This window comes from Duganella rhizosphaerae (assembly GCF_040364205.1).
GTDB classification, from domain to species: Bacteria; Pseudomonadota; Gammaproteobacteria; order Burkholderiales; family Burkholderiaceae_D; genus Rugamonas; species Rugamonas rhizosphaerae.
Map to the genome: position 1 here is coordinate 441,450 of NZ_BPWK01000001.1, position 20,065 is coordinate 461,514.

General features: G+C 66.0%; 14 protein-coding genes. 11 read left to right on the forward strand and 3 right to left on the reverse strand.

The annotated features are described in order from the left end of the window. Positions 1 to 21: 21 nt before the first annotated feature. Positions 22 to 2,679 (reverse strand): diguanylate cyclase domain-containing protein, encoded by a 2,658-nt coding sequence (locus RUGAMON1_RS02020; protein ID WP_445228913.1) that lies wholly within the window; start codon positions 2,677 to 2,679, stop codon positions 22 to 24. Positions 2,680 to 2,823: 144 nt separating this feature from the next. Between RUGAMON1_RS02020 and RUGAMON1_RS02025 the strand changes: the two genes are divergently transcribed. The 7 genes from RUGAMON1_RS02025 (at position 2,824) to clpB (ending at position 14,073) form a co-directional block, all read left to right on the forward strand. Next, positions 2,824 to 4,065 carry a winged helix-turn-helix domain-containing protein gene (locus RUGAMON1_RS02025; protein ID WP_445228914.1) on the forward strand — a complete coding sequence of 414 codons (1,242 nt, stop codon included), beginning with the start codon at positions 2,824 to 2,826 and terminating at the stop codon, positions 4,063 to 4,065. Between the two features lie 10 nt (positions 4,066 to 4,075). After that, entirely contained in the window at positions 4,076 to 5,065 is a 990-nt protein-coding gene (locus RUGAMON1_RS02030; protein WP_445228915.1) for a DUF2804 domain-containing protein, read from the forward strand. A 27-nt stretch (positions 5,066 to 5,092) separates the two neighbouring features. Beyond that, complete coding sequence (locus RUGAMON1_RS02035; protein ID WP_445228916.1) at positions 5,093 to 7,501, forward strand: bifunctional acetate--CoA ligase family protein/GNAT family N-acetyltransferase; 2,409 nt, start codon at positions 5,093 to 5,095, stop codon at positions 7,499 to 7,501. A 151-nt stretch (positions 7,502 to 7,652) separates the two neighbouring features. Beyond that, on the forward strand, positions 7,653 to 8,378 hold the full coding sequence (locus tag RUGAMON1_RS02040; RefSeq protein ID WP_445228917.1) for a hypothetical protein: 726 nt from the start codon (positions 7,653 to 7,655) through the stop codon (positions 8,376 to 8,378). A gap of 79 nt (positions 8,379 to 8,457) precedes the next feature. After that, complete coding sequence (locus tag RUGAMON1_RS02045; RefSeq protein ID WP_445228918.1) at positions 8,458 to 10,917, forward strand: DUF349 domain-containing protein; 2,460 nt, start codon at positions 8,458 to 8,460, stop codon at positions 10,915 to 10,917. Continuing rightward, a complete protein-coding gene (locus tag RUGAMON1_RS02050; RefSeq protein ID WP_445228919.1) occupies positions 10,914 to 11,390 on the forward strand; it encodes a molybdenum cofactor biosynthesis protein MoaE in 477 nt (158 codons plus the stop codon). The genes RUGAMON1_RS02045 and RUGAMON1_RS02050 overlap by 4 nt, the downstream gene beginning before the upstream one ends. Before the next feature lie 100 nt (positions 11,391 to 11,490). Next, positions 11,491 to 14,073, forward strand: a complete 2,583-nt coding sequence (gene clpB / locus RUGAMON1_RS02055; RefSeq protein WP_445228920.1) for an ATP-dependent chaperone ClpB — start codon at positions 11,491 to 11,493, stop codon at positions 14,071 to 14,073. 5 nt (positions 14,074 to 14,078) lie between these two features. On the opposite strand, the gene RUGAMON1_RS02060 is transcribed toward clpB, so the two are convergent. Further along, positions 14,079 to 15,002 carry a GGDEF domain-containing protein gene (locus RUGAMON1_RS02060; RefSeq protein WP_445228921.1) on the reverse strand — a complete coding sequence of 308 codons (924 nt, stop codon included), beginning with the start codon at positions 15,000 to 15,002 and terminating at the stop codon, positions 14,079 to 14,081. A 98-nt stretch (positions 15,003 to 15,100) separates the two neighbouring features. Then, entirely contained in the window at positions 15,101 to 15,889 is a 789-nt protein-coding gene (locus RUGAMON1_RS02065; RefSeq protein WP_445228922.1) for an AraC family transcriptional regulator, read from the reverse strand. A gap of 94 nt (positions 15,890 to 15,983) precedes the next feature. Here RUGAMON1_RS02065 and RUGAMON1_RS02070 point away from each other — a divergent pair, with 94 nt between their 5' ends. From RUGAMON1_RS02070 to aceA, 4 genes are all read left to right on the forward strand, one after another. Further along, positions 15,984 to 17,201 carry an MFS transporter gene (locus RUGAMON1_RS02070; protein WP_445228923.1) on the forward strand — a complete coding sequence of 406 codons (1,218 nt, stop codon included), beginning with the start codon at positions 15,984 to 15,986 and terminating at the stop codon, positions 17,199 to 17,201. Positions 17,202 to 17,237: 36 nt separating this feature from the next. Further along, the gene (gene rraA, locus RUGAMON1_RS02075; protein WP_445228924.1) at positions 17,238 to 17,732 is read left to right on the forward strand and encodes a ribonuclease E activity regulator RraA; all 495 of its coding nucleotides are present in this window, start codon (positions 17,238 to 17,240) and stop codon (positions 17,730 to 17,732) included. A gap of 125 nt (positions 17,733 to 17,857) precedes the next feature. Next, complete coding sequence (locus RUGAMON1_RS02080) at positions 17,858 to 18,457, forward strand: PEP-CTERM sorting domain-containing protein (RefSeq protein WP_445228925.1); 600 nt, start codon at positions 17,858 to 17,860, stop codon at positions 18,455 to 18,457. Between the two features lie 281 nt (positions 18,458 to 18,738). Beyond that, positions 18,739 to 20,034, forward strand: coding sequence for an isocitrate lyase (gene aceA / locus RUGAMON1_RS02085; protein WP_445228926.1), 1,296 nt, complete (start codon positions 18,739 to 18,741; stop codon positions 20,032 to 20,034). Positions 20,035 to 20,065: the final 31 nt, after the last annotated feature.

The following is a 20,065-nucleotide window of genomic DNA, read 5'->3' on the forward strand; positions in this document are numbered from 1 at the left end:
TAAAAGTGGATCGGCCTCCGGCTAGGCCGCGTTGCTGGCCGTCGTCGGCAGGGCCGGGCCGGCGCGGAAGGTGTTGCGGCCGCCCTGTTTGGCCTCGTACAGCAGCACGTCGGCGCGGTTCAGCAGCTCGGCCGGGGTGACATCCTCGCCGCGGTAGTAGGCCAGGCCGATGCTGGCGGAGATCGACACCACCGTGCCATCGAGGTCGAACGGTGCCTGCATCGCGCTGACGATCTTGGCCGCCAGCGCATCGGCGGCGTCGACCCGGGCGATGCGCTCCATGATGATGGTGAACTCGTCGCCGCCCAGCCGGGCGACGGTGTCGCTGGCGCGCACGGCGTGCGTGAGCCGCCCCGAGAAAGCCCTCAGCAGCGCATCGCCGACGCTATGGCCGAAGGTGTCGTTGACCGGCTTGAAGCGGTCGATATCCATGTACATCACCGCCATCAGGCTCTGGCTCTCGCGGCAGTCGGCCATGGTGTCCTGGAGCTTTTGCAGGAAGCCGGCGCGGTTGGTCAGCCCGGTCAGCGCATCGACCTGCGACAGCTTGAGCAGGCGCTGCTTCTCGCGCTTTTGCGCCGTGATGTCCTGCCGCATGACGTGGAAGCCGTTCACGGTGACGCCGTCTTCGTCCATCTGCGGGATGTAGACCACCTCGAAGGTGCGGCCGACGGTGGTGTCGGGATCTTCCTCTTCGAAGGTCAGCGTCTGGCCGGCCAGCGCGCGCTTGATGTAGGGCGCCAGGAACCGGTAGCGCTCTTCGCCCATGGTCGCCTCGACGGACTTGCCCAGCACCGTCACGCCGGTGCGGTTGAACTCCCGTTCGTAGGCGACGTTGTGGAAGCGGTAGATCTGCTCCGAGTCGACATATGCCACCATCGCCGGCAGCGTGTCGGCGATGGTGCGCAGCCGCGATTCGCTTTCGCGCAGCGCCATCACCGATTTGCGCACGTGGGTGATGTCGTCCACCGTGCCGACGTAGCCGTAGATATGGCCGTCCACCACCATCGCCGCGACCTTGAACGAAACCCAGACTATCATGCCGTCCGGGTGCACGCAGCGCACCGTGTCCTGGTAGGGCACGCGGGTTTTCGCCATGCGGCTCAGGGCCGCCTTCAGCACTGGGCGGTCGTTGGGATGGATGGCGCGCATCCACTGGTCGCCCAGCGCCTCTGCGCGCGTCAGGCCGGTGATGAATTCGAAAGTGCGGTTGACATAGGTGCAGTGGCCGGCGGGATCGGCGCGTATCAATCCGAGCGGCGAGGCGTCGTTGACGGCCGCCAGTTCCGCCTGGTTCTTGCGCATCGCCAGTTCGCTTTCCTTGCGCGGCGTGATATCGCGGGTGGTCACGGCCACGCCGTCGTCGATGGCGACGATCTGATGGTGCAGCCACAGATGGCCTCTGCCCGGCAGGAAATCGACTTCGAACTCCTCCTCCAGCGGCCGGCCGCTGGCCAGCACCGTCTTGTATTTTTCGAGGAAACCCTTGGTGTGCAGCGCCGGCAGGACTTCGATCAGGCGCTTGCCCCTGACTTCTTCGGTGGTGGAACCCAGCAGCGCGGCGCCGCGTTCATTCAGGTCGGCGATGGTGAAGTCGACCACCTCCTTGCCCGGACCGCGCATGTGGCAGGCCTTTAGCAGGTAGACCGCGTCCATGCTGGCGTCGGCCGCGGCCCGCAGCATGGTCTGCGCTTCGGTGATCATGCGCGCGCTGCGCCGCAGGCGGTGCGCCTGTTGCATCAGCAGTCCGACAAACAGCAGCACCAGCACCGAGGCGACGGCCACCGCCCTGTAATAGATGTCGCGCCGGTGCTCGAAGGTCGCCATCGCCGAGGTGACAGGGTTGCCGACCACCGCCAGCATCAGGTAGCGCGGCATCTCGGTGTAGCCGTAGATGCGTTCGACGGCGTCGAACGGATGCGCCAGCAGCAGCTCGTCCGACTGCTGTCCGCCGCCTTGCGCCGCGGTGAAGTCGATCGAGTCGCTGATGATCAGCTGTTCGTCGACGCGGGCGGTGGACATGCCGTTTTCGCGGCTGATCAGCAGCACCGCGCCGCCCGGGTCGACGTTCAGGCGGTCGTAGTCCTCGACGAAGGCGGCGGGGTCGATCATCACCATGATGATGCCGGCGAACTCGCCGCGACTGTTGTTCAGACGGCGCGAAATCAGGATCTGCCATTTCTTGGTGCGCGGCTCGACCACCGGGGTCGACACCAGCGGCGTATCGGCCGGATTGTTGGCGTGATGGAGCAACAGCGGCTGCTCGCGCAAGTCCGGCGCGAAGTAACCGTTGCGGCTGTCGATCAACTTGCCGTCGGCGCCGATCAACGCCAGCGGCAGGTCCAGCTTGGACGGCAGCAGCGAATCGAGCAGGCCGTTCCTGCGGGTGAATTCGGCCAGCCGCAGTGTGCCGCCGGTTTCCTCGTATTTGAGCTTGAACAGCTGCGTCGCGTGGTCGATCTGGCGCAGCAGGTGGTTGGTGTGTTCGGCCAGCGTGCGCGCCAGCGACTGGCTATGCAGCACCGCCTCGTAATGGGCGCTCTGTTTTTCCTGGCCGATCTGGTAGGCGGCGGCCGCCCACATGGCTGCCAGCAGCGCCAGTGCAAACACGGGCAGCAGTATCGCGCGATACAGGCGGCGTAAGTACATCACGATCGGGCGAGTGGCGAAATAGTTCATCGAAAATCAACGTTCCCCGCGAAATGAAAGCTGCTTGCCATGTGTGGATATTCTGCACGGAAATGTCACGTTTGTGGCTGGCGGGTCAAAAAAAACCGCTTTCCGATCACAGGCAATGTTGATTTCTTTATTAGAATAGCGTTCATGAACGAATCGATCATCAGCCTGGCCGCGGCACGGGCGCTGCACCTGGCGGCGCAGGGATTGCTGCAACCGCGCCGCCGCAAGGCGCGCCAGGCCGATGTGGTGGACGCGATCCGGCAAATGGGCGTGCTGCAGATCGACACCATCCACGTGGTGGCGCGCAGTCCCTACCTGGTGCTGTGGAGCCGCCTGGGCGATTATCCGCAGCCGTGGCTGGAGCAGGCGCTGGCGGCGGGACAGCTGTTCGAGTATTGGGCGCACGAGGCCTGCTTCGTGCCAATCGAGGACTACGGCCTGTATCGCCACCGCATGCTCGACCCGGCCGCGATGGGCTGGAAGTATTCCGCGACCTGGATGGTCGAGCGCCGCGCCGACGTCGACGCCGTGCTGGCCCACATCCGTACCAACGGCCCGACCCGCTCCTCGGACTTCGAGCGCACCGACGGCCAGAGCGGCGGCTGGTGGAGCTGGAAGCCGGAAAAGCGTTCGCTGGAAGTGCTGTTCACGTCCGGCGCGCTGATGATCGCCGCGCGCGAGAACTTCCAGCGCATCTACGACCTGGCCGAGCGCGTGCTGCCCGGTTGGGACGACAGCCGCACGCCGCACATGGACGACACCCGCCGCACGCTGGTGCTGAAGGCGGTCAAGGCGATGGGCTGCGCCCGCGCCGGCTGGATCAGCGACTACTTCCGCACCAAGCCGCCGCGCCTCGATCCGGCGGAGCTGGTGGAGCAGGGCCTGCTGCTGCGGGCCTGGGTCGACGACTGGGACGATCCGATCTACGTCCATCCAGACCACGCCGAACTGCTGGCCGCCGCTGTCGCCGGCACGCTGGCGCCGACGTTGACCACCATCCTGTCGCCGTTCGATCCGGTGGTGTGGGACCGGCGGCGCGCGCTGGAACTGTTCGGCTTCGACTACCGGCTGGAGTGCTACACTCCGGCGGAGAAGCGCCGCTACGGCTACTTCACGCTGCCGATCCTGCGGCGCGGCGCGCTGGTTGGCCGGGTGGACGCCAAGGCGCATCGGCGCGGCGGCGTCTTCGAATTGAAATCGCTGGTGCTGGAGCCGGGCGTGCGCGTCAGCGACCGTTTCGTGCGCGACGTCGCCAGCGCCTTGCAGCGCCTGGCCAACTGGCACGGGTGCCCCGATGTACAGATCGCCCAGGCCACGCCGGACGGTTTCGCGCCGCTGCTGCGCGCCGCGCTGGACAACAACACCAAGGAAATGGAAGCTGCATGATGGGAGTTCAATGAGTTTGCCCGCCGCCCCCGCCAGCCTGCTGAGCCCCGACGGCCAGCCGCTGTTCGGCCGCTACGCCGGCCAGGTTGGCCATATCGACTGGAGCCAGCTGGCCGCGCCGTTTGCGCGCAGCCGCTTCTGGCGCCGCTTCCACCACAAGCGCTGGCACTACGTGGCGCTGTGCACCGAGCAGATTTTCTGCGCGGTGGCCATCGTCGACCTGGGCTGGACCAGCACCGCCTTCGCCTACGCCTTCGACCGCAGCGACGGCGACATGCTGGCCAACTTCGGCCAGGACGGCTTGCCCGGCCTGTCGGCGCGGCTGGCCGACCATGCCGGCGCGTCGAGCAGCTTCAAGACGCGCAAGAGCAGCATCGCCATCGACAGCCGCGACGACGGCAGCTACGGCCTGACGCTGCGCTGCGACTACCTGGAGATCGACGCCGAATTCGGTCCCGGCGCCTCGCCGCTGCTGCTGGCCACCGGGCCGGTGGCGCAAGGCTCGGTGCACGCGACGCAGAAGTCGTCCGGCCTGCCTTTGACCGGCGAGGTGCGCACCTTCCGCGAGGACTACAACCTGGCCGGCGGCGTCGCCAGCTTCGATTACTCCAACGGCCTGCTGGCGCGGAATACCGCCTGGCGCTGGGCCTCGGCGCACAACCTGGAGCTGGGCTTCAATCTGCAGTCCGGCTACTTCGGCGGCAACGAGAACGCGCTGTGGCTGGACGGCCAGGTGCATGCGCTGGCGCCGGTGCACTTCATCTACGACAGCAGCGATCCGCTGTCGCAGTGGCACATCTTCACCGAGGACGATCTGCTGGAGCTGTACTTCACGCCGGAAGGCGCGCGCCGCGACAACAAGAACCTGGTGGTGGCGGCCAGCCGCTACCTGCAGCCGATCGGCACCTTCACCGGTTGGGTGCGCAGCGCGCCCGATCAACCGAAACGCATGGTCACGCAGATGATGGGCGTGACCGAGGACCACGCTTCACGCTGGTAATTCACGCTGGTAAAAAGGCAGGCTGCCATGAGCATCAGGAATCTCGATCGATTGTTCCAACCGCGCTCGGTGGCCGTGATCGGCGCATCGGACAACCCGCAGCGCATCGGCACCCGCGTGCTGGCCAATTTGCTGGAAGCCGGCTTTGGCCGCGACGGCGGCGCCGTCTGGCCGCTCAATCCCAAGCACCAGGTACTGCAGGACATGCCGTGCTACGCCAGGGTGTCGGCCTTGCCGGCGGCGCCGGACCTGGCCATCCTGTGCACGCCGCCGTCGACGATACCGGGCCTGATCGCGGAACTGGGCGCGCGCGGCACCCGCGCCGCCATCGTCATGACGGCGGGGCTGGCCGACATCAAGGCCGGCAGCCGCAGCCTGCAGCAGGCGATGCTGGAGGCGGCCAAGCCGCACCTGTTGCGCATCCTGGGGCCGGGCAGCGTCGGCCTGCAATCGCCGGCGCTGGGGCTCAACGCCAGCTTCACCCATCTGGCCGCCGATCCCGGCAAGCTGGCCTTCGTGTCGCAATCGGGCGCGCTGGGCGCGGCGGTGCTGGACTGGGCCAGTCTGCGCGGCATCGGCTTCTCGCGCTTTGTCGCGATGGGCGAGGGCGCCGACGTCGATTTCGGCGACCTGCTGGACTACCTGGCCGGCGATCCCGAGACCGAGGCCATCCTGCTGTGCATCGAGGACGTGCGCTGCGCGCGCAAGTTCATGTCGGCCGGACGGCTGGCGGCGCGCGGCAAGCCGGTGATCGTGCTGAAGGTGGGGCGCGACGCCGCCCCCGGCGCCGACCTGGTGTTCGACGCCGCGATCCGCCGCGCCGGCATGCTGCGCGTGCACTCCACCGAAGACCTGTTCGACGCCGTCGAAACGCTGGCGCGCCAGCGCCCGCAGCGCGGCGAACGGCTGGCGGTGCTGACCAACGGCGTCGGCCTCGGCCTGATCGCGGCCGACGCGCTGGCATGCGGCGGCGCGCAACTGGCGCCGCTGTCGGCCGAGACCCTGCGTCTGCTCAAGCGCGCCGACGCGCCGCTGACCAACCCCGTCGACCTGCTGGCCGACGTGCCGGTCGAGCGCTACACCAGCGCGGTGGAAGCGCTGCTGCGCGAAACCCAGGCCGACGCGCTGCTGTTCCTGCATGCGCCCACCGCCATGGTGCCCAGCAGCCTGATTGCGGCGGCGGTGGCGCCGATGATGCGCAACGCCTCCAAGAACGTGCTGTCCTGCTGGCTGGGCGGGCGCTCGGTGGCGGCCGCGCGCCAGGTGTTCGCCGACGCCGGCCTGCCGACCTACGACACGCCGGAAAAGGCGATCCACGGCTTCCTGCAAATCGCCCAGTACCGGCGCAACCAGGAGCTGCTGATGGAAGTGCCGGCGCGCCTGCCGGCCACCGCGGCGCCCGAGCGCGCGGCGGCGCAGGCGCTGGTGATCGCCGCGCTGGCCGCCGGCCGCGGCGAGTTGTCCGACCAGGAGGCGCGCGAGCTGCTGTCGGCCTACGGCATCGCGCTGGCGACGCCGCAGCAGGCCGCGCTGACCGGTGCCACGCTGGCGGCGGCCTGCATCCAGATCGCCACCGATCCGGTGTTCGGGCCGGTGGTGTTCTTCGGCCAGGGCGGCATCGCGGCCGAGGTGGCGGCCGACCGCGCCGCCGGCCTGCCGCCGCTGAACATGGTGCTGGCGCGCGACATGGTCGGCCGCACCCGCGTGGCGCGCCTGCTGGCGCAAGGCCAGACCGCCGCCGACGCCGAGGCGCTGTGCCGCACGCTGGTGCAGGTGGCCGACATGGTGGCCGACCTGCCGCAGCTGGCCGAACTCGATCTCAATCCGCTGCTGGCGATCGGCGGCGGCGTGGTGGCGCTGGCCGCGCGCGTGCGACTGGCGCCGGCGCGCAGCGACAACACGCTGGCGATCCGTCCCTATCCGCTGGAACTGGAGCAGGAGCTGGACTGGCGCGGCGGCCGCATCCTGCTGCGGCCGATCCGGCCGGAGGACGCGCCGCAGCACCAGGTGTTCTTCGCCGCGCTCGATCCGGACGATGTGCGGCTGCGTTTCTTCACCGCCATGCGCGAGCTGCCGCCGTCCCAGCTGGCGCGGCTGACGCAGATCGACTACGACCGCGCGATGGCCTTCATCGCCACCCGCAACGGCCCGGGCGGCGAACCGGAGACGCTGGGCGTGGTGCGCGCCGTGGCCGATGCGGACAATCAGTCTGCTGAATTTGCCATCATCGTGCGTTCCGACCTGAAGGGGCAGGGCTTGGGCTACATCCTGTTCCAGAAACTGGTCGATTATTTCCGCAGCCGGGGCACGGCGGAGATCGTCGGCGACGCCTTGTCGGAAAATCTCGGCGTGCAAAAACTGGTGCGCCATTTCGGCGGCGTGGTTTTGCCGCACCCGGAGGCGGGAATGGTGCGGCTTCAATTGTCTTTACGATAGCGTTCGCGGCCGGGTTGTTATATATTGATATGGATAACGCTACGGCCTGTATTTGTTCTAGCTCAAAGCGTGTTTGTCGGCTTTATTTACACTTTTACTTCCGGTCTTGCCGCTCATCCGGGCGCGCGCAACTTCAGTTTTGGGAGTCAGAATGTTAACTGCCACATATACTCTGGTAGCACTGTCGGTGGAACACGCTAGTGTCCGCCTCAGTTTGTTATCGTTCCAAAAGTATGTGCGCTCCACGCTGATGCATCAGAACAGCATCACCCTGTCGCAGCTGGAATATGCCTGCGAGAACTTGAACAGCCTGTACCAGGCCTGCCACTGGCGCAAAACCGAGATGTACCTGATCCCCGCGCTGCGCGAGGCGACCGAGCGCGCCGACCAGCTGCTGGACGAGCTCAACCGTCTGAACCAGTCGGCGCTGTTGTCGATCCGCATGCTGCAAGACAAGCTCGGTTCGGTGGCCGAGGTGCGCGACGAGCAGGTCAACCTGATTTGCGACAGCATCGAAACCTTTTGCGCCTCGCTGCTGAAGCGGCTGGAAAAGGAAGAGCAGGAACTGTTCGCCATCGCCCGCAACGCCATCGCCGGCGAAACGTGGTTTTCCATTGCGAATCAATTGATGATGCACGACAAGCATCTGGAAGAAATGAAACGCGCGGGCCTGACGGCGGTCGAGGCGGTCGAGGCCGCCAAGCCCAAGGCGGTGGCCGCGCGCAACCTGGCCGGCGCGGTCCGCGTGGTGGACGACGGCCAGATCAGCATCCCCGGTTTGCAGGTGTTGCCGATAGTAAGTACCGAGGAAAGCGCGGAGCAAACGGCGCCCGCGACCTTTGTCCGACCGACCCGGCAGCTGCCGGCGATGAAATAACCGCCCAATTAGCATACGCATCGGGCAAATTCCCCTCGCTTTGCTATGATGGTGGTTTTAGCCATCTCATAGCGCATCCATGTTCGATTTCATCTTCAAGCGAACTACCGACCAGGCGGCCGATCAGCAGGCCGCCGTGGCCACTCCCGAGCAGGGCGCCGCCGCTGCCGCATCGGCCAGCCGCCGCGAGGAGCAGGCGCAGCGCGCCGCCGCGCTGGCGGGGGACGAGGCCGCCGCCGTCGAACTGATCCTGCACAGCGAGTTTGCCGGCGTACGCCTGGCGGCCGCCGAACATGTGCAGTCCCAGGCCCATCTCGAACAGGTGTTGCAGGCGATGCGCAACACCGACCGCCGCGTCGCCAAGCTGATGCAGGGACGGCTGGACGCGATCCGCTATCAGCTGGCCGAGCAGCACAAAGCCCAGGCCTGCCTGGACCAGGCCCAGCGTTTGTTGCAGGATGAGAAGCTGACGCCCAACCAGGTCGCCGACCTGGACCGCCAGTGGCAGGTCACCGCCGCCGTGCCGGAGCTGGCCGAACCGTTCGCCACCGCGCGCGCCGCGCTGGCTGCGCGGCTAGAGGCGCAAGTCAATTTGCAGCGGACCATCATCGATGCGATGGCGGCAGTGCGCCAGCTGCCGTCCGCCGGCTTGCCGCCGGAGGAAGCGCAGCAGGTGCTGGAGCGTCATGCCGCCGCCCAGGCCGAATACCGGCAAGCGCCCGAGCACAACGCCTTGCCCAAGCATTTGCTGAGCGATTTCGCGCAGGCGCTGGAGCAGAGCCGCGCCGCGCTGGCGGCCGCCAGCCAGCGTCCCGCCGCCGTGCCGGAAGCCGCGCCTGCGGCCGACTCGCCGGCAGCCGCGTCAGCCGACGCTGTGCCTGCATCCGCGCCCGCCGCCCGTGAACCGAAGAAACCGGCCGCGCCCAAGGAAACCGACAAGAAATTCCTGGAAACGCTGGATGCGATGGAAGCCGCGCTGGAGCAGGGTTTGCTGCACGCCGCCGCCGATCACGACAAGTGGCTCAAGGAACACAAGACCCGCCTGACACCGGCCCAGACCGACCGCCTGAACCACGTCCGCGCCGAATTGAAGCGCCTGGGCGACTGGGCCCGCTGGGGCGGCAACGTCTCGCGCGAGGAACTGGTCAAGGCGGTGGAAGAGCTGCCCGCGCTGGGCCTGGCGATGAGCGAGCTGGCCAAGAAGGTCGGCAGCATGCGCGAACGCTGGAAATCGCTGGACGCCGTTTCCGGCCACGCGCCCAAGAGTCTGTGGGAGCGCTTCGACAGCGCCTGCACCGCCGCCTACGCGCCGGCCGCCGCCCACTTCAAGCAACTGGCCGACGAGCGTCACGCCAACGCCGCCAAGGCCCAGGCGCTGATCGACGAAACCCGCAACATGGCCGCCACGGCGGCCAGCGAGGGCGCGGACCTGAAGAACGTGGCCGCCGCCGGCCAGCGCCTGCGCCAGGTGTGGGGCCGGCTGGGCACCATCGACCGCAAGGAAAAACGCAAGCTCGACCAGGCCTTCGACAAGGCGCTGGGGCAGATGCTGGCGCCGTTGTCCGAGCAGCGCAAGATCGAAAGCGCCAAGCGCGAACTGCTGATCGCCGAGGCCGAGCAAATGCAGGCCAGCGACCGTCACACGCTGGATAATCTGCGCCGCCTGCAGGAGCGCTGGCAGGAGCAGGCCAAGGCGCTGCCGCTGGAGCGCAAGATTGAGCAAGCCTTGTGGCAACGCTTCCGCGCCGCCTGCGATGCGATCTTCGCCAAGCGCAAGGAGTCCGCGCACGCCGCCGACCACGAGCGCAAGGCCCACCTGCACGCGCGCGAAGCGTTGTGCAATGAACTGGAAACGGCCACCTTCAGCGGCGACGACAAGGCGCAACTGGCGGCCATCGCCAAGCTGCTGCGCGACACTGCCGCGGCCTGGCATGCCGCCGGGGGCGTGCCGCGCGCGTCCGAAGCGCGCATCACGCAACGCTATCAGGCGGCGGTGGCGAAGGTGCAGGGCCAGGCCGACGCCATCAAGCGCCGTGCGGGCGCCGCCCAGGCCAACGCGCTGCGCGACAAGCTGCGCCTGTGCCAGGCGCTGGAGAGCGCGATCGGCGCGCCGGCCGACGGCGCGGCCATCGACGGCGCGGACTGGCAGGCGCGCTGGTCGGCGCTGCCGCCGCTGGCCGCCGAGTACGAGCGCGCCTTGCATGGCCGCTTCAACGCGGCGCTGGGTGCGCTCGACAAGGTTGACGAAAAGCGGCGCAGCGCCTACGCCGAGCAGCTGGAGCGCAACCGCGCCAAGCTGCTCGATGAAGTGTTGCGGCTGGAGATCGTGGCCGGCGTCGACAGCGGCGCCGAGTTCGCGCGCGAGCGCCTGAAGATGCAGGTCGAGGTGCTGCAATCGTCGTTGAAGTCCGGCCAGAAGCCGCAGAGCGCCGGCAGCGCCTACCTGCAACTGTGCGCGATGCCGGCCCTGGCCGACGACCGCACCGCCAGCCGCATCGAACAACTGTTCCGCCGCATCGGCGCCGCGGAGCGTGCATGAGCGCGGGCGATAGCTTCCAGGTCCGCATCCAGACCGAAGACTTCGACCTGAGCACCGAGCTGGCCCAGCTGCGCGCGGCCAATCCCAAGGTCGGCGCCATCGTCAACTTTGTCGGCACGGTGCGCGACCTGAACGAGGGCGCCAGCGTGGCGGAGATGGAGCTGGAGCACTACGCCGGCATGACCGAGCAATCCATCCTTGCCATCATCGAACAGGCCCGCCAGCGCTGGCCGGTGTTCGGTGCGCTGGTGATCCACCGGGTCGGCCCGCTCAAGCCGATGGAGCAGATCGTGCTGGTGGCGGTGACGTCGGCGCATCGCGGCGAGGCCTTCGCCGCCTGCGAATACATCATCGACTTCCTGAAGACCGAAGCGCCGTTCTGGAAAAAAGAGCAAACCCCGGCCGGTTCGCGCTGGGTCGACGCCCGCGTCAGCGACGATGTCGCGCTGAAAAAATGGAGCACTGAGGTCTAATTGATGTAGCGCATGGATTTGTGATTTAAATAGGTGTCTCCTTGAAAACGGATCGCATACCCCTATGTATGCGATAAGTTAAATTAATCGGAGCAATTCCATGCGGCAAGACAAACTCACCACCAAACTCCAGGAAGCCTTGTCCGACTCGCAGAGCCTGGCCGTAGGCAATGACAATCAGTACATCGAGCCGGTCCACCTGCTGACCGCGCTGCTGAACCAGGACGACGGCAGCGCGCGCTCGCTGTTGCAGCGCGCCGGCGTCAATGTCGGCGGCCTGACCAAGGCGCTGGGCTCGGCGCTGGAGCGGCTGCCCAAGGTCTCCGGCACCGGCGGCGACGTGCAGGCCGGCCGCGAGCTGGTCTCCGTGCTGAACCTGGCGGACAAGGAAGCGCAGAAGCGCGTCGATCAGTTCATCTCCAGCGAGATGGTGCTGCTGGCGCTGACCGAGGATAAATCCGACGCCGGCAAGCTGGCGCGCGAGAACGGCCTGACCCGCAAATCGCTGGAGGCGGCCATCGACACCGTGCGCGGCGGCGCCAAGGTCGACAACCCCGAAGCCGAAGGCCAGCGCGAAGCCCTGAAAAAATACACGCTGGACCTGACCGAGCGCGCCCGCGCCGGCAAGCTCGACCCCGTGATCGGCCGCGACGACGAGATCCGCCGCGCGATCCAGGTGTTGCAACGCCGCACCAAGAACAATCCCGTGCTGATCGGCGAACCCGGCGTCGGCAAGACCGCCATCGTCGAAGGTCTGGCGCAGCGCATCGTCAACAACGAGGTGCCCGATTCGCTCAAGGGCAAGCGCGTGCTGTCGCTGGACATGGCGGCGCTGGTGGCCGGCGCCAAGTACCGCGGCGAGTTCGAGGAGCGCCTGAAGTCGGTGCTGAAGGAGCTGGCCATGGACCAGGGCCAGACCATCGTCTTCATCGACGAGATGCACACGATGGTCGGCGCCGGCAAGGCCGACGGCGCCATGGACGCGGGCAATATGCTCAAGCCGGCGCTGGCGCGCGGCGAGCTGCACTGCGTCGGCGCCACCACGCTGGACGAATACCGCAAGTACATCGAAAAGGACGCCGCGCTGGAGCGCCGCTTCCAGAAGATCCTGGTCGATGAGCCGTCGGTCGAGGCCACCATCGCCATCCTGCGCGGTTTGCAGGACAAGTACGAGCTGCACCACAAGGTCGCCATCTCGGACGCCGCCATCATCGCCGCGGCCGAGCTGTCGCACCGCTACATCACCGACCGCTTCCTGCCCGACAAGGCGATCGACCTGATCGACGAGGCCGCGTCCAAGATCAAGATCGAGATCGATTCCAAGCCGGAGGTGATGGACAAGCTGGAACGCCGCCTGATCCAGCTGAAGATCGAGAAGGAAGCCGTCAAGAAGGAAAAGGACGAGGCCTCGCGCCGCCGCCAGGACCTGATCGAGGAAGAGATCGTCAAGCTGGGCCGGGAACTGAACGACTACGAGGAAATCCTCAAGGCCGAGAAGGCGGTGGTGCAGGGCAGCACCCACATCAAGGAAGAGATCGAGAGCGTCAAGCTGCAGATGGAACAGGCCACGCGCGAGAGCAACTGGCAGCGCGTGTCGGAGCTGCAGTACGGCCGCCTGCCCGAGCTGGAAGCCCAGCTCAAGCAGGCCGAGAGCGCCAACCTGAAGGCCGGCGAGGCCGCCAAGCCCAAGCTGCTGCGCACCGAAGTCGGCGCCGAGGAGATCGCCGAGGTGGTGTCGCGCGCGACCGGCATCCCGGTCTCGCGCATGATGCAGGGCGAGCGCGACAAGTTGCTGCACATCGAAGAGAAGCTGCACGAGCGCGTGGTCGGCCAGGACGAGGCGATCGCCGCCGTGTCCGACGCCATCCGCCGTTCGCGCGCCGGCCTGTCCGATCCGAACCGTCCGTACGGCTCCTTCATGTTCCTGGGGCCGACCGGGGTCGGCAAGACCGAGCTGTCCAAGGCGCTGGCCGGCTTCCTGTTCGACACCGAGGAGTCGATGATACGCATCGACATGAGCGAATTCATGGAGAAGCATTCGGTGGCCCGCCTGATCGGCGCGCCGCCCGGCTACGTCGGCTACGACGAGGGCGGCTACCTGACCGAGGCCGTGCGCCGCAAGCCGTACAGCGTGATCCTGCTCGATGAGGTGGAGAAGGCGCATCCGGACGTGTTCAACGTGCTGCTGCAGGCGCTGGACGACGGCCGCATGACGGACGGCCAGGGCCGCACGGTGGACTTCAAGAACACGGTCATCATCATGACCTCCAACCTGGGCTCGCACAAGATCCAGGCGATGGAGGACTCCGATCCCGGCGTGGTCAAGCTGGCGGTGATGGCCGAGGTGCGTTCGCACTTCCGTCCCGAATTCATCAACCGTATCGATGAAATCGTGGTGTTCCACGGCCTCGATGAGAAGAACATCGGCGCCATCGCCAAGATCCAGCTGGCGATCCTGGAGCAACGCCTGGCCAAGATGGAGATGACGCTGACCATCACCGAGGCGGCGCTGCAAAAAATCGCCGAGGCGGGCTACGATCCGGTGTACGGCGCGCGGCCGTTGAAGCGGGCGATCCAGCAGCAGATCGAAAATCCGCTGTCCAAGCTGATCCTGCAAGGCCGCTTCGGCCCCAAGGACACCATCCACATCGACGCCGTGAACGGCGAGCTGGACTTCAGCTAATTCAGCTAAGCCCCGTGGTGGACGATGCGATTGCGGCCGTCGCGTTTGGCGCGGTACAGCGCATCGTCCGCCCGTTTCAACACTTCCTCGCTTGAGGTGTCGCCGGGCAGTATTTCGCTCAGGCCGCCGCTGATGGTGGCGCCGCTGCCCAGCGTGCCCAGTTCCCGCAGCTGTTCGGCGATGCGCAGCCGCAGCCGCTCGGCGATCGGCACCGCCTGCGCCCAGCTGGTGTGCGGCATCAGGATCACGAACTCATCGCCGCCCAGCCGGGCTGGAAAATCGGTGCTGCGCAGCTCGCGCCGGCAGACCTCGGCCGTGGTCTGGATCGCCTTGTCGCCGCTCAGGTGGCCGTACTTGTCGTTGATGTCCTTGAAGCGGTCGATGTCGAAGATCAGCACCGAGGCAGGCGTCTTGTAGCGGGCGTGCAGTTCGTGGGTGTCGCCGAGGGCCTGCATCAGCTTGCGGCGGTTGGCCAGGCCGGTCAGCGAGTCGGTCTCGCTCTGCATGCGCAGCAGCGCCTCCAGCTTCTTGCTGGCGGTGATATTGCTGGCCACCCACAGCACGGCGTCCTCGCCCAGCACCTGGTATTCCAGCGCCTGTACCCGGCCTTCGAACCAGATGGTGTCTTCCGGGCCGTCGCTGTCCAGACCCTTCACATCCTTGCGGTCCAGCCGGTATTCGACCACGTGCAGGCCGCGCTTGGCCAGCGCGACGGCGATCTGCGCCAGGAACCAGGCGGCTTTCTCTGCGTTCAGCACATCGGGAATGCGCTTGCCGACCAGGGTGCTGCCGTCGTGATAGTAGCGGGCGTCGGTGCCGCCGAACAGGGCGGCGTAGGTGCCGTTGCGCGTCAGGATAAATGCCGGGTCCGGCAGCGCGGCGAGCAGCGCTGCGATCTGTTCGCTCGAGAAGAGTGACACGTCGGTCATGCGATACCGCTTTTCCAGTTGTTGAGTTTCCACTAATGTACCGTACTTTCGTCCAAGACAACATTATCGGTGCATTTTTCAAAAACTTGACCGTTTATCTATTTTTCAGCGAAAAAAGCTGTCGGCGTGCTGCCAAAGGTCTTCTTGAACATGGCGGAAAAGGCCGATTGGCTGGCATAGCCCAGCTGCGCCGCCACCTGCGACAGCGGCACGCCGCGCGCGATCAGCGGCGCCGCATGCGCCAGCCGCACCTGCTGGCGCCACTGGCTGAAGCTCATGCCCAGCTCGCGCTCGAACAGGCGGGTCAGCGTGCGCTCGGAGGCGCCGACCTGACCGGCCCAGCCTTCCAGCGTGTGCTCGGCGCCGGGATCGGCGATCAGCGCGTCGCACAGGGTTTTCAGGCGCTTGTCGTCCGGCAGCGGCACGCGCAGCGCCTGGCCGGCGCAGCGCGGCAGTTCGTCGAGGATCATCTCGCCCAGCAGCTGCTCGCGGCCGGATTGCTCGCCCTGGTCGTGCTGCTCCAGCGCCGCCATCAGCTCGCGCAGCAGGCTGGATACTTCGACCACCTTGCAGGCGTCGGGGAAGGGCGAACGGCTGGCGTGCACGCACAGCGGCCGCAGCCGGGTCGGCTCCAGCACCGTGATGGCGTGCTCGACGTCCGGCGCGATCCAGATGGCGCGCTGCGGCGGCACGATCCAGCTGCTGTGGTTGGCCGTCACCCGCATCACGCCCTGCATCGCGTAGGTGAACTGGCCCCACGGATGGTGGTGCGGCAGCAGCACGGCGTCGGCCGGCAGGTCGCGGCCGGACATGGTCAGCGGCCGGGCGGCGGTGGGGAAGTCGCAATGCCAGTTGAATTGCGTGTGCGTGACGACCGGTATCGGCATGGCGGATTCTCGACAAATGTTGACCTGCTATCTTAAATCGGCCGGGCGGCAAATGCTTACACTATGCTTTCTTTTTTTGAAACGGGGAGGCGGCATGAAGGACACATCGTTGCTGCGGCAGGACGCCAGGGTCATCGGCCTGGTCGGGCTGGCGCATGGCACTTCGCATTTTTACCATGTGATCCTGGCGGCGCTGATTCCGTGGCTGAAGCCGGAATTCCATCTTTCCTATGCCGAGCTGGGCTTGCTGATGACGGTGTTTTTCACCGTCTCCGGCGTGGGCCAGGCGATGGCCGGCTTCGTCGTCGACCGCTACAGCGCGCGCACGGTGCTGTTCAGCGGTATCGCGCTGCTGGGCTTGTCGGCGCTGATGCTGTCCAGCGCGCACAGTTATGCGCAGCTGATGCTGGGGGCTTTCCTGGCCGGCTGCGGCAACAGCGTGTTCCATCCGGCCGACTACACGCTGCTGAACCAGCGGGTGTCCAAGGTGCGGCTGGCGCACGGCTTTTCGGTGCACGGCATCAGCGGCAATATCGGCTGGGCGGTGTCGCCGCTGTTCCTGACCTTCGTGGCGGCCCGCACGGACTGGCGCACCGCGCTGCTGAGCGCGGCCCTGCTGCCGCTGGCGGTGCTGGCGCTGCTGGTCTGGAACCGCCACGCGCTGCGGCCGGAACCGGTCGCCGCGCCGGCGGCGGCGGCTGGCGGCCAGGCCAGCGCGTTCGGCTTCCTGCGGCTGCAGGTGGTGTGGATGTGCTTTGCCTTCTTCCTGATCTCGGCGGTGGCGCTGGCCGGCGTCCAGAGCTTCGCGGCCACCAGCCTGGTGAGCTTGTACGGCATGTCGCTGGCGTGGGCCACCACGGCCTACACCGCCTACATGCTGGCCTCGGCGGTGGGCATGCTGTACGGCGGCTTCCTCGGCGCCGGCAGCCGCCATCACGACCGCATCATCATGCTGGCGTTCGGCACGGCGGCGCTGCTGGCGCTGGTGCTGGCCGCCGCGGTGGTGCCGGCCTGGCTGGCGGTGGTATTGATGGGGTTGATCGGCCTGGTGACCGGCATCTCGGGACCGTCGCGCGATTTGCTGATACGCGGCGTGGCGCCGGCCAACGCAACCGGCCGCGTGTTCGGCGTCGTGTATTCCGGCCTGGACAGCGGGCTGGCGCTGGGGCCGCTGCTGTTCGGCGCGCTGATGGACGCCAACCATCCGTCGGGCGTATTCATCGGCATCGCCGTGTTCCAGGCGCTGGTGATACTGACCGCGATCGGGGTCGGCAGCAAGACCCGCGTGGTGGGCGTGCCCAAAACAGCATAGAATCTTGCTATCTTAACCAACGCACACGAGACCACCATGAGTTTTGCCACCACCGATTTATGCGACGACAACGCCAACCTGCTGGAGGACGGCCGCCTGGCCGTGCTGCCGCCGGTGTTCCTGCACTTTGGCAAACAACGGCGTTTTTCCGGCCGCGTGACCACGCTCAAGGTGCATGAGGACAATGCGCTGGTGCGGTCGGTGCTGGAAACCCAGGGCGGCGGCAATGTGCTGGTGATCGACGGCGGCGGCAGCCTGCGCCGCGCGCTGGTCGGCGGCCAGCTGGGCCTGCTGGCCCAGGACAATGGCTGGGCCGGCATCCTCGTCGATGGCTGCATCCGCGACACCGACGAGATCAATTCCTGTGAAATCGGCGTGCGCGCATTGGCTGCCCATCCGCAAAAGAGCGGCAAGAAGGGCGTTGGCGAGCGCAACGTGCGCGTCCACATCCAAGGCGTGCCGGTGCAGCCCGGCGACTGGATCTATGCCGACGCCGACGGGATTCTGGTGGCGCAGCAAATGCTTGCCTGAAACTGGAAATATTTACGTTAAGGAAATATTTGTGGTATTTTCGCAATAGAATATTGACAACAGTAAGTTTTCATGTGAAAGTTACAATGCGTCAATTCCAGGCGCAGAATTGTCAGGAGTCCTCCATGAAAAAACTTACATTAGCTGTGTTGTGCGCTCTTGCCGGGCTAACCGCCCAAGCTGCCCAGGTGACGTCGCTGCCGGGCGGTGCAGTGTTGACGATGCCAGTGTCGAATTACTTTGGTTCCGGTCCGCAGAATCTGGCGCCGGGTGTGGACTGGAGCAGCGCTTATTACTATTCGGTCTTCGGCTACGACGGTGGCTATGGTTTTTCCGTGAATGGTTACTGGAGCGGCATGCCGATGGCCGGCACCAACGACACGGGCAGCACCATGAAGCTGACGTTCACCCAGGCGGTCAGCGGTGTGGGCGCTTTCTTCAACTACGCGCGGGACTATGGCCCGGCAACGATCGCAGTCTACGATGCGAACTCTAACTTGATCGAGTCGACCACTTTGACCTTCGCGACCAATGGTGGCACGAACCAGGGTGAATTCCATGGTTTCCTGGAAAACACGCCGTCGATCAGCTACCTGACGATGACCGGTGCTTACCTCGGCGCCACCAACTTCACCGTGGTGGCCGTTCCTGAGCCGGAAACTTACGGCATGCTGCTGGCCGGCCTCGGCCTGCTGGGTGTTGCCGCGCGCCGCCGCAAAGCCTGATCCCCACACCGCATTGATCGACACCCCGTCAGCCGCGCGGCTTGCGGGGTGTTTTTCATCTGGCGAGGCATTCATTTCACATCGCGGAAATGCATGACTGGCGGATATCTTTTTCTCTTCCATTTCAAGAAATGTCATTCCGTATCATGGAAAATTATATCTAACAGTATGATTTTTAATGAAAAATATTTAGTTATATGTCTTATATAAGACTATTGGTGCATTGCGCAAAGAGGTCTACTATTTGATGAACGGATTTCGTTTTTAAATAGGAGAGCACCATGACAACCCGTGAACAGCAAATCGCAGCCTTGCAACAGGACTGGGACAGCAACCCGCGCTGGAAGGGCGTCACCCGCACTTACACCGCAGAAGATGTGGTGCGCTTGCGCGGTTCCTTGCTGATCGAGCACACCCTGGCCAGGCGCGGCGCGGAAAAACTGTGGAACCTGGTCAACAACGAGCCTTACGTCAACGCCCTCGGCGCGCTGACCGGCAACCAGGCCATGCAGCAAGTCAAGGCCGGCCTGAAAGCGATTTACCTGTCCGGCTGGCAGGTTGCCGGCGACGCCAACCTGGCCGGCGAAATGTACCCCGACCAGTCGCTGTATCCGGCCAACTCGGTGCCGATGGTGGTCAAGCGCATCAACAACACCTTCCAGCGCGCCGACCAGATCCAATGGTCGGAAGGCAAGGACGACATCGATTTCTTCGCGCCCATCGTGGCCGATGCCGAAGCCGGCTTCGGCGGCGTGTTGAACGCCTACGAGCTGATGAAGTCCATGATCGAAGCCGGCGCCGCCGGCGTGCACTTCGAAGACCAGTTGGCGTCGGTCAAGAAATGCGGCCACATGGGCGGCAAGGTGCTGGTGCCGTCGCGCGAAGCCATCGAGAAACTGACCGCGGCCCGGCTGGCGGCCGACGTCATGGGCACTTCGACCCTGGTGATCGCCCGCACCGACGCCGAGGCGGCCGACCTGCTGACCTCGGACGTGGACGACAACGACAAGCCCTTCTGTACCGGCGAGCGTACGGTGGAAGGCTTCTACAAGGTCAAGCCGGGCATGGAGCAGGCGATCTCGCGCGCGCTGGCCTATGCGCCGTACGCCGACCTGGTCTGGTGCGAGACAGGCAAGCCCGACCTGGCCTTCGCCAAGCAATTCGCCGAGGCCGTGCATGCCCGCTTCCCCGGCAAGATGCTGGCCTACAATTGCTCGCCTTCGTTCAACTGGAAGAAAAACCTGGACGACGCCACCATCGCCCGGTTCCAGCGGGAACTGGGCGCCATGGGCTACAAGTTCCAGTTCATCACGCTGGCCGGCTTCCACGCGCTGAACTACGGCATGTTCAACCTGGCGCACGGCTATGCGCGGCGCCAGATGTCGGCCTTCGTGGAATTGCAGGAAGCGGAGTTCGCCGCGGCCGAGAAGGGCTTCACGGCCGTCAAGCACCAGCGCGAAGTCGGCACCGGCTACTTCGATGCGGTGACCCAGTGCATCCAGAACGGCCAGTCGTCGACCACCGCGCTGCACGGCTCGACCGAGGACGAGCAATTCTTCGACAAGAAGGTTGCCTGAGTCGGCAGACGCGGCGCGGGCTGGACGAGGC

Excerpts from the sequence above, each read along its gene's own strand:
- RUGAMON1_RS02035 (WP_445228916.1), top strand. The coding sequence starts at position 5,093 with ATGAGCATCAGGAATCTCGATCGATTGTTCCAACCGCGCTCGGTGGCC.
- RUGAMON1_RS02080 (WP_445228925.1), top strand. The coding sequence starts at position 17,858 with ATGAAAAAACTTACATTAGCTGTGTTGTGCGCTCTTGCCGGGCTAACC.
- clpB (WP_445228920.1), top strand. The coding sequence starts at position 11,491 with ATGCGGCAAGACAAACTCACCACCAAACTCCAGGAAGCCTTGTCCGAC.
- RUGAMON1_RS02025 (WP_445228914.1), top strand. The coding sequence starts at position 2,824 with ATGAACGAATCGATCATCAGCCTGGCCGCGGCACGGGCGCTGCACCTG.
- RUGAMON1_RS02045 (WP_445228918.1), top strand. The coding sequence starts at position 8,458 with ATGTTCGATTTCATCTTCAAGCGAACTACCGACCAGGCGGCCGATCAG.
- RUGAMON1_RS02040 (WP_445228917.1), top strand. The coding sequence starts at position 7,653 with ATGTTAACTGCCACATATACTCTGGTAGCACTGTCGGTGGAACACGCT.
- RUGAMON1_RS02030 (WP_445228915.1), top strand. The coding sequence starts at position 4,076 with ATGAGTTTGCCCGCCGCCCCCGCCAGCCTGCTGAGCCCCGACGGCCAG.
- RUGAMON1_RS02065 (WP_445228922.1), bottom strand. The coding sequence starts at position 15,889 with ATGCCGATACCGGTCGTCACGCACACGCAATTCAACTGGCATTGCGAC.
- RUGAMON1_RS02020 (WP_445228913.1), bottom strand. The coding sequence starts at position 2,679 with ATGAACTATTTCGCCACTCGCCCGATCGTGATGTACTTACGCCGCCTG.
- RUGAMON1_RS02070 (WP_445228923.1), top strand. The coding sequence starts at position 15,984 with ATGAAGGACACATCGTTGCTGCGGCAGGACGCCAGGGTCATCGGCCTG.
- aceA (WP_445228926.1), top strand. The coding sequence starts at position 18,739 with ATGACAACCCGTGAACAGCAAATCGCAGCCTTGCAACAGGACTGGGAC.
- rraA (WP_445228924.1), top strand. The coding sequence starts at position 17,238 with ATGAGTTTTGCCACCACCGATTTATGCGACGACAACGCCAACCTGCTG.
- RUGAMON1_RS02060 (WP_445228921.1), bottom strand. The coding sequence starts at position 15,002 with ATGACCGACGTGTCACTCTTCTCGAGCGAACAGATCGCAGCGCTGCTC.
- RUGAMON1_RS02050 (WP_445228919.1), top strand. The coding sequence starts at position 10,914 with ATGAGCGCGGGCGATAGCTTCCAGGTCCGCATCCAGACCGAAGACTTC.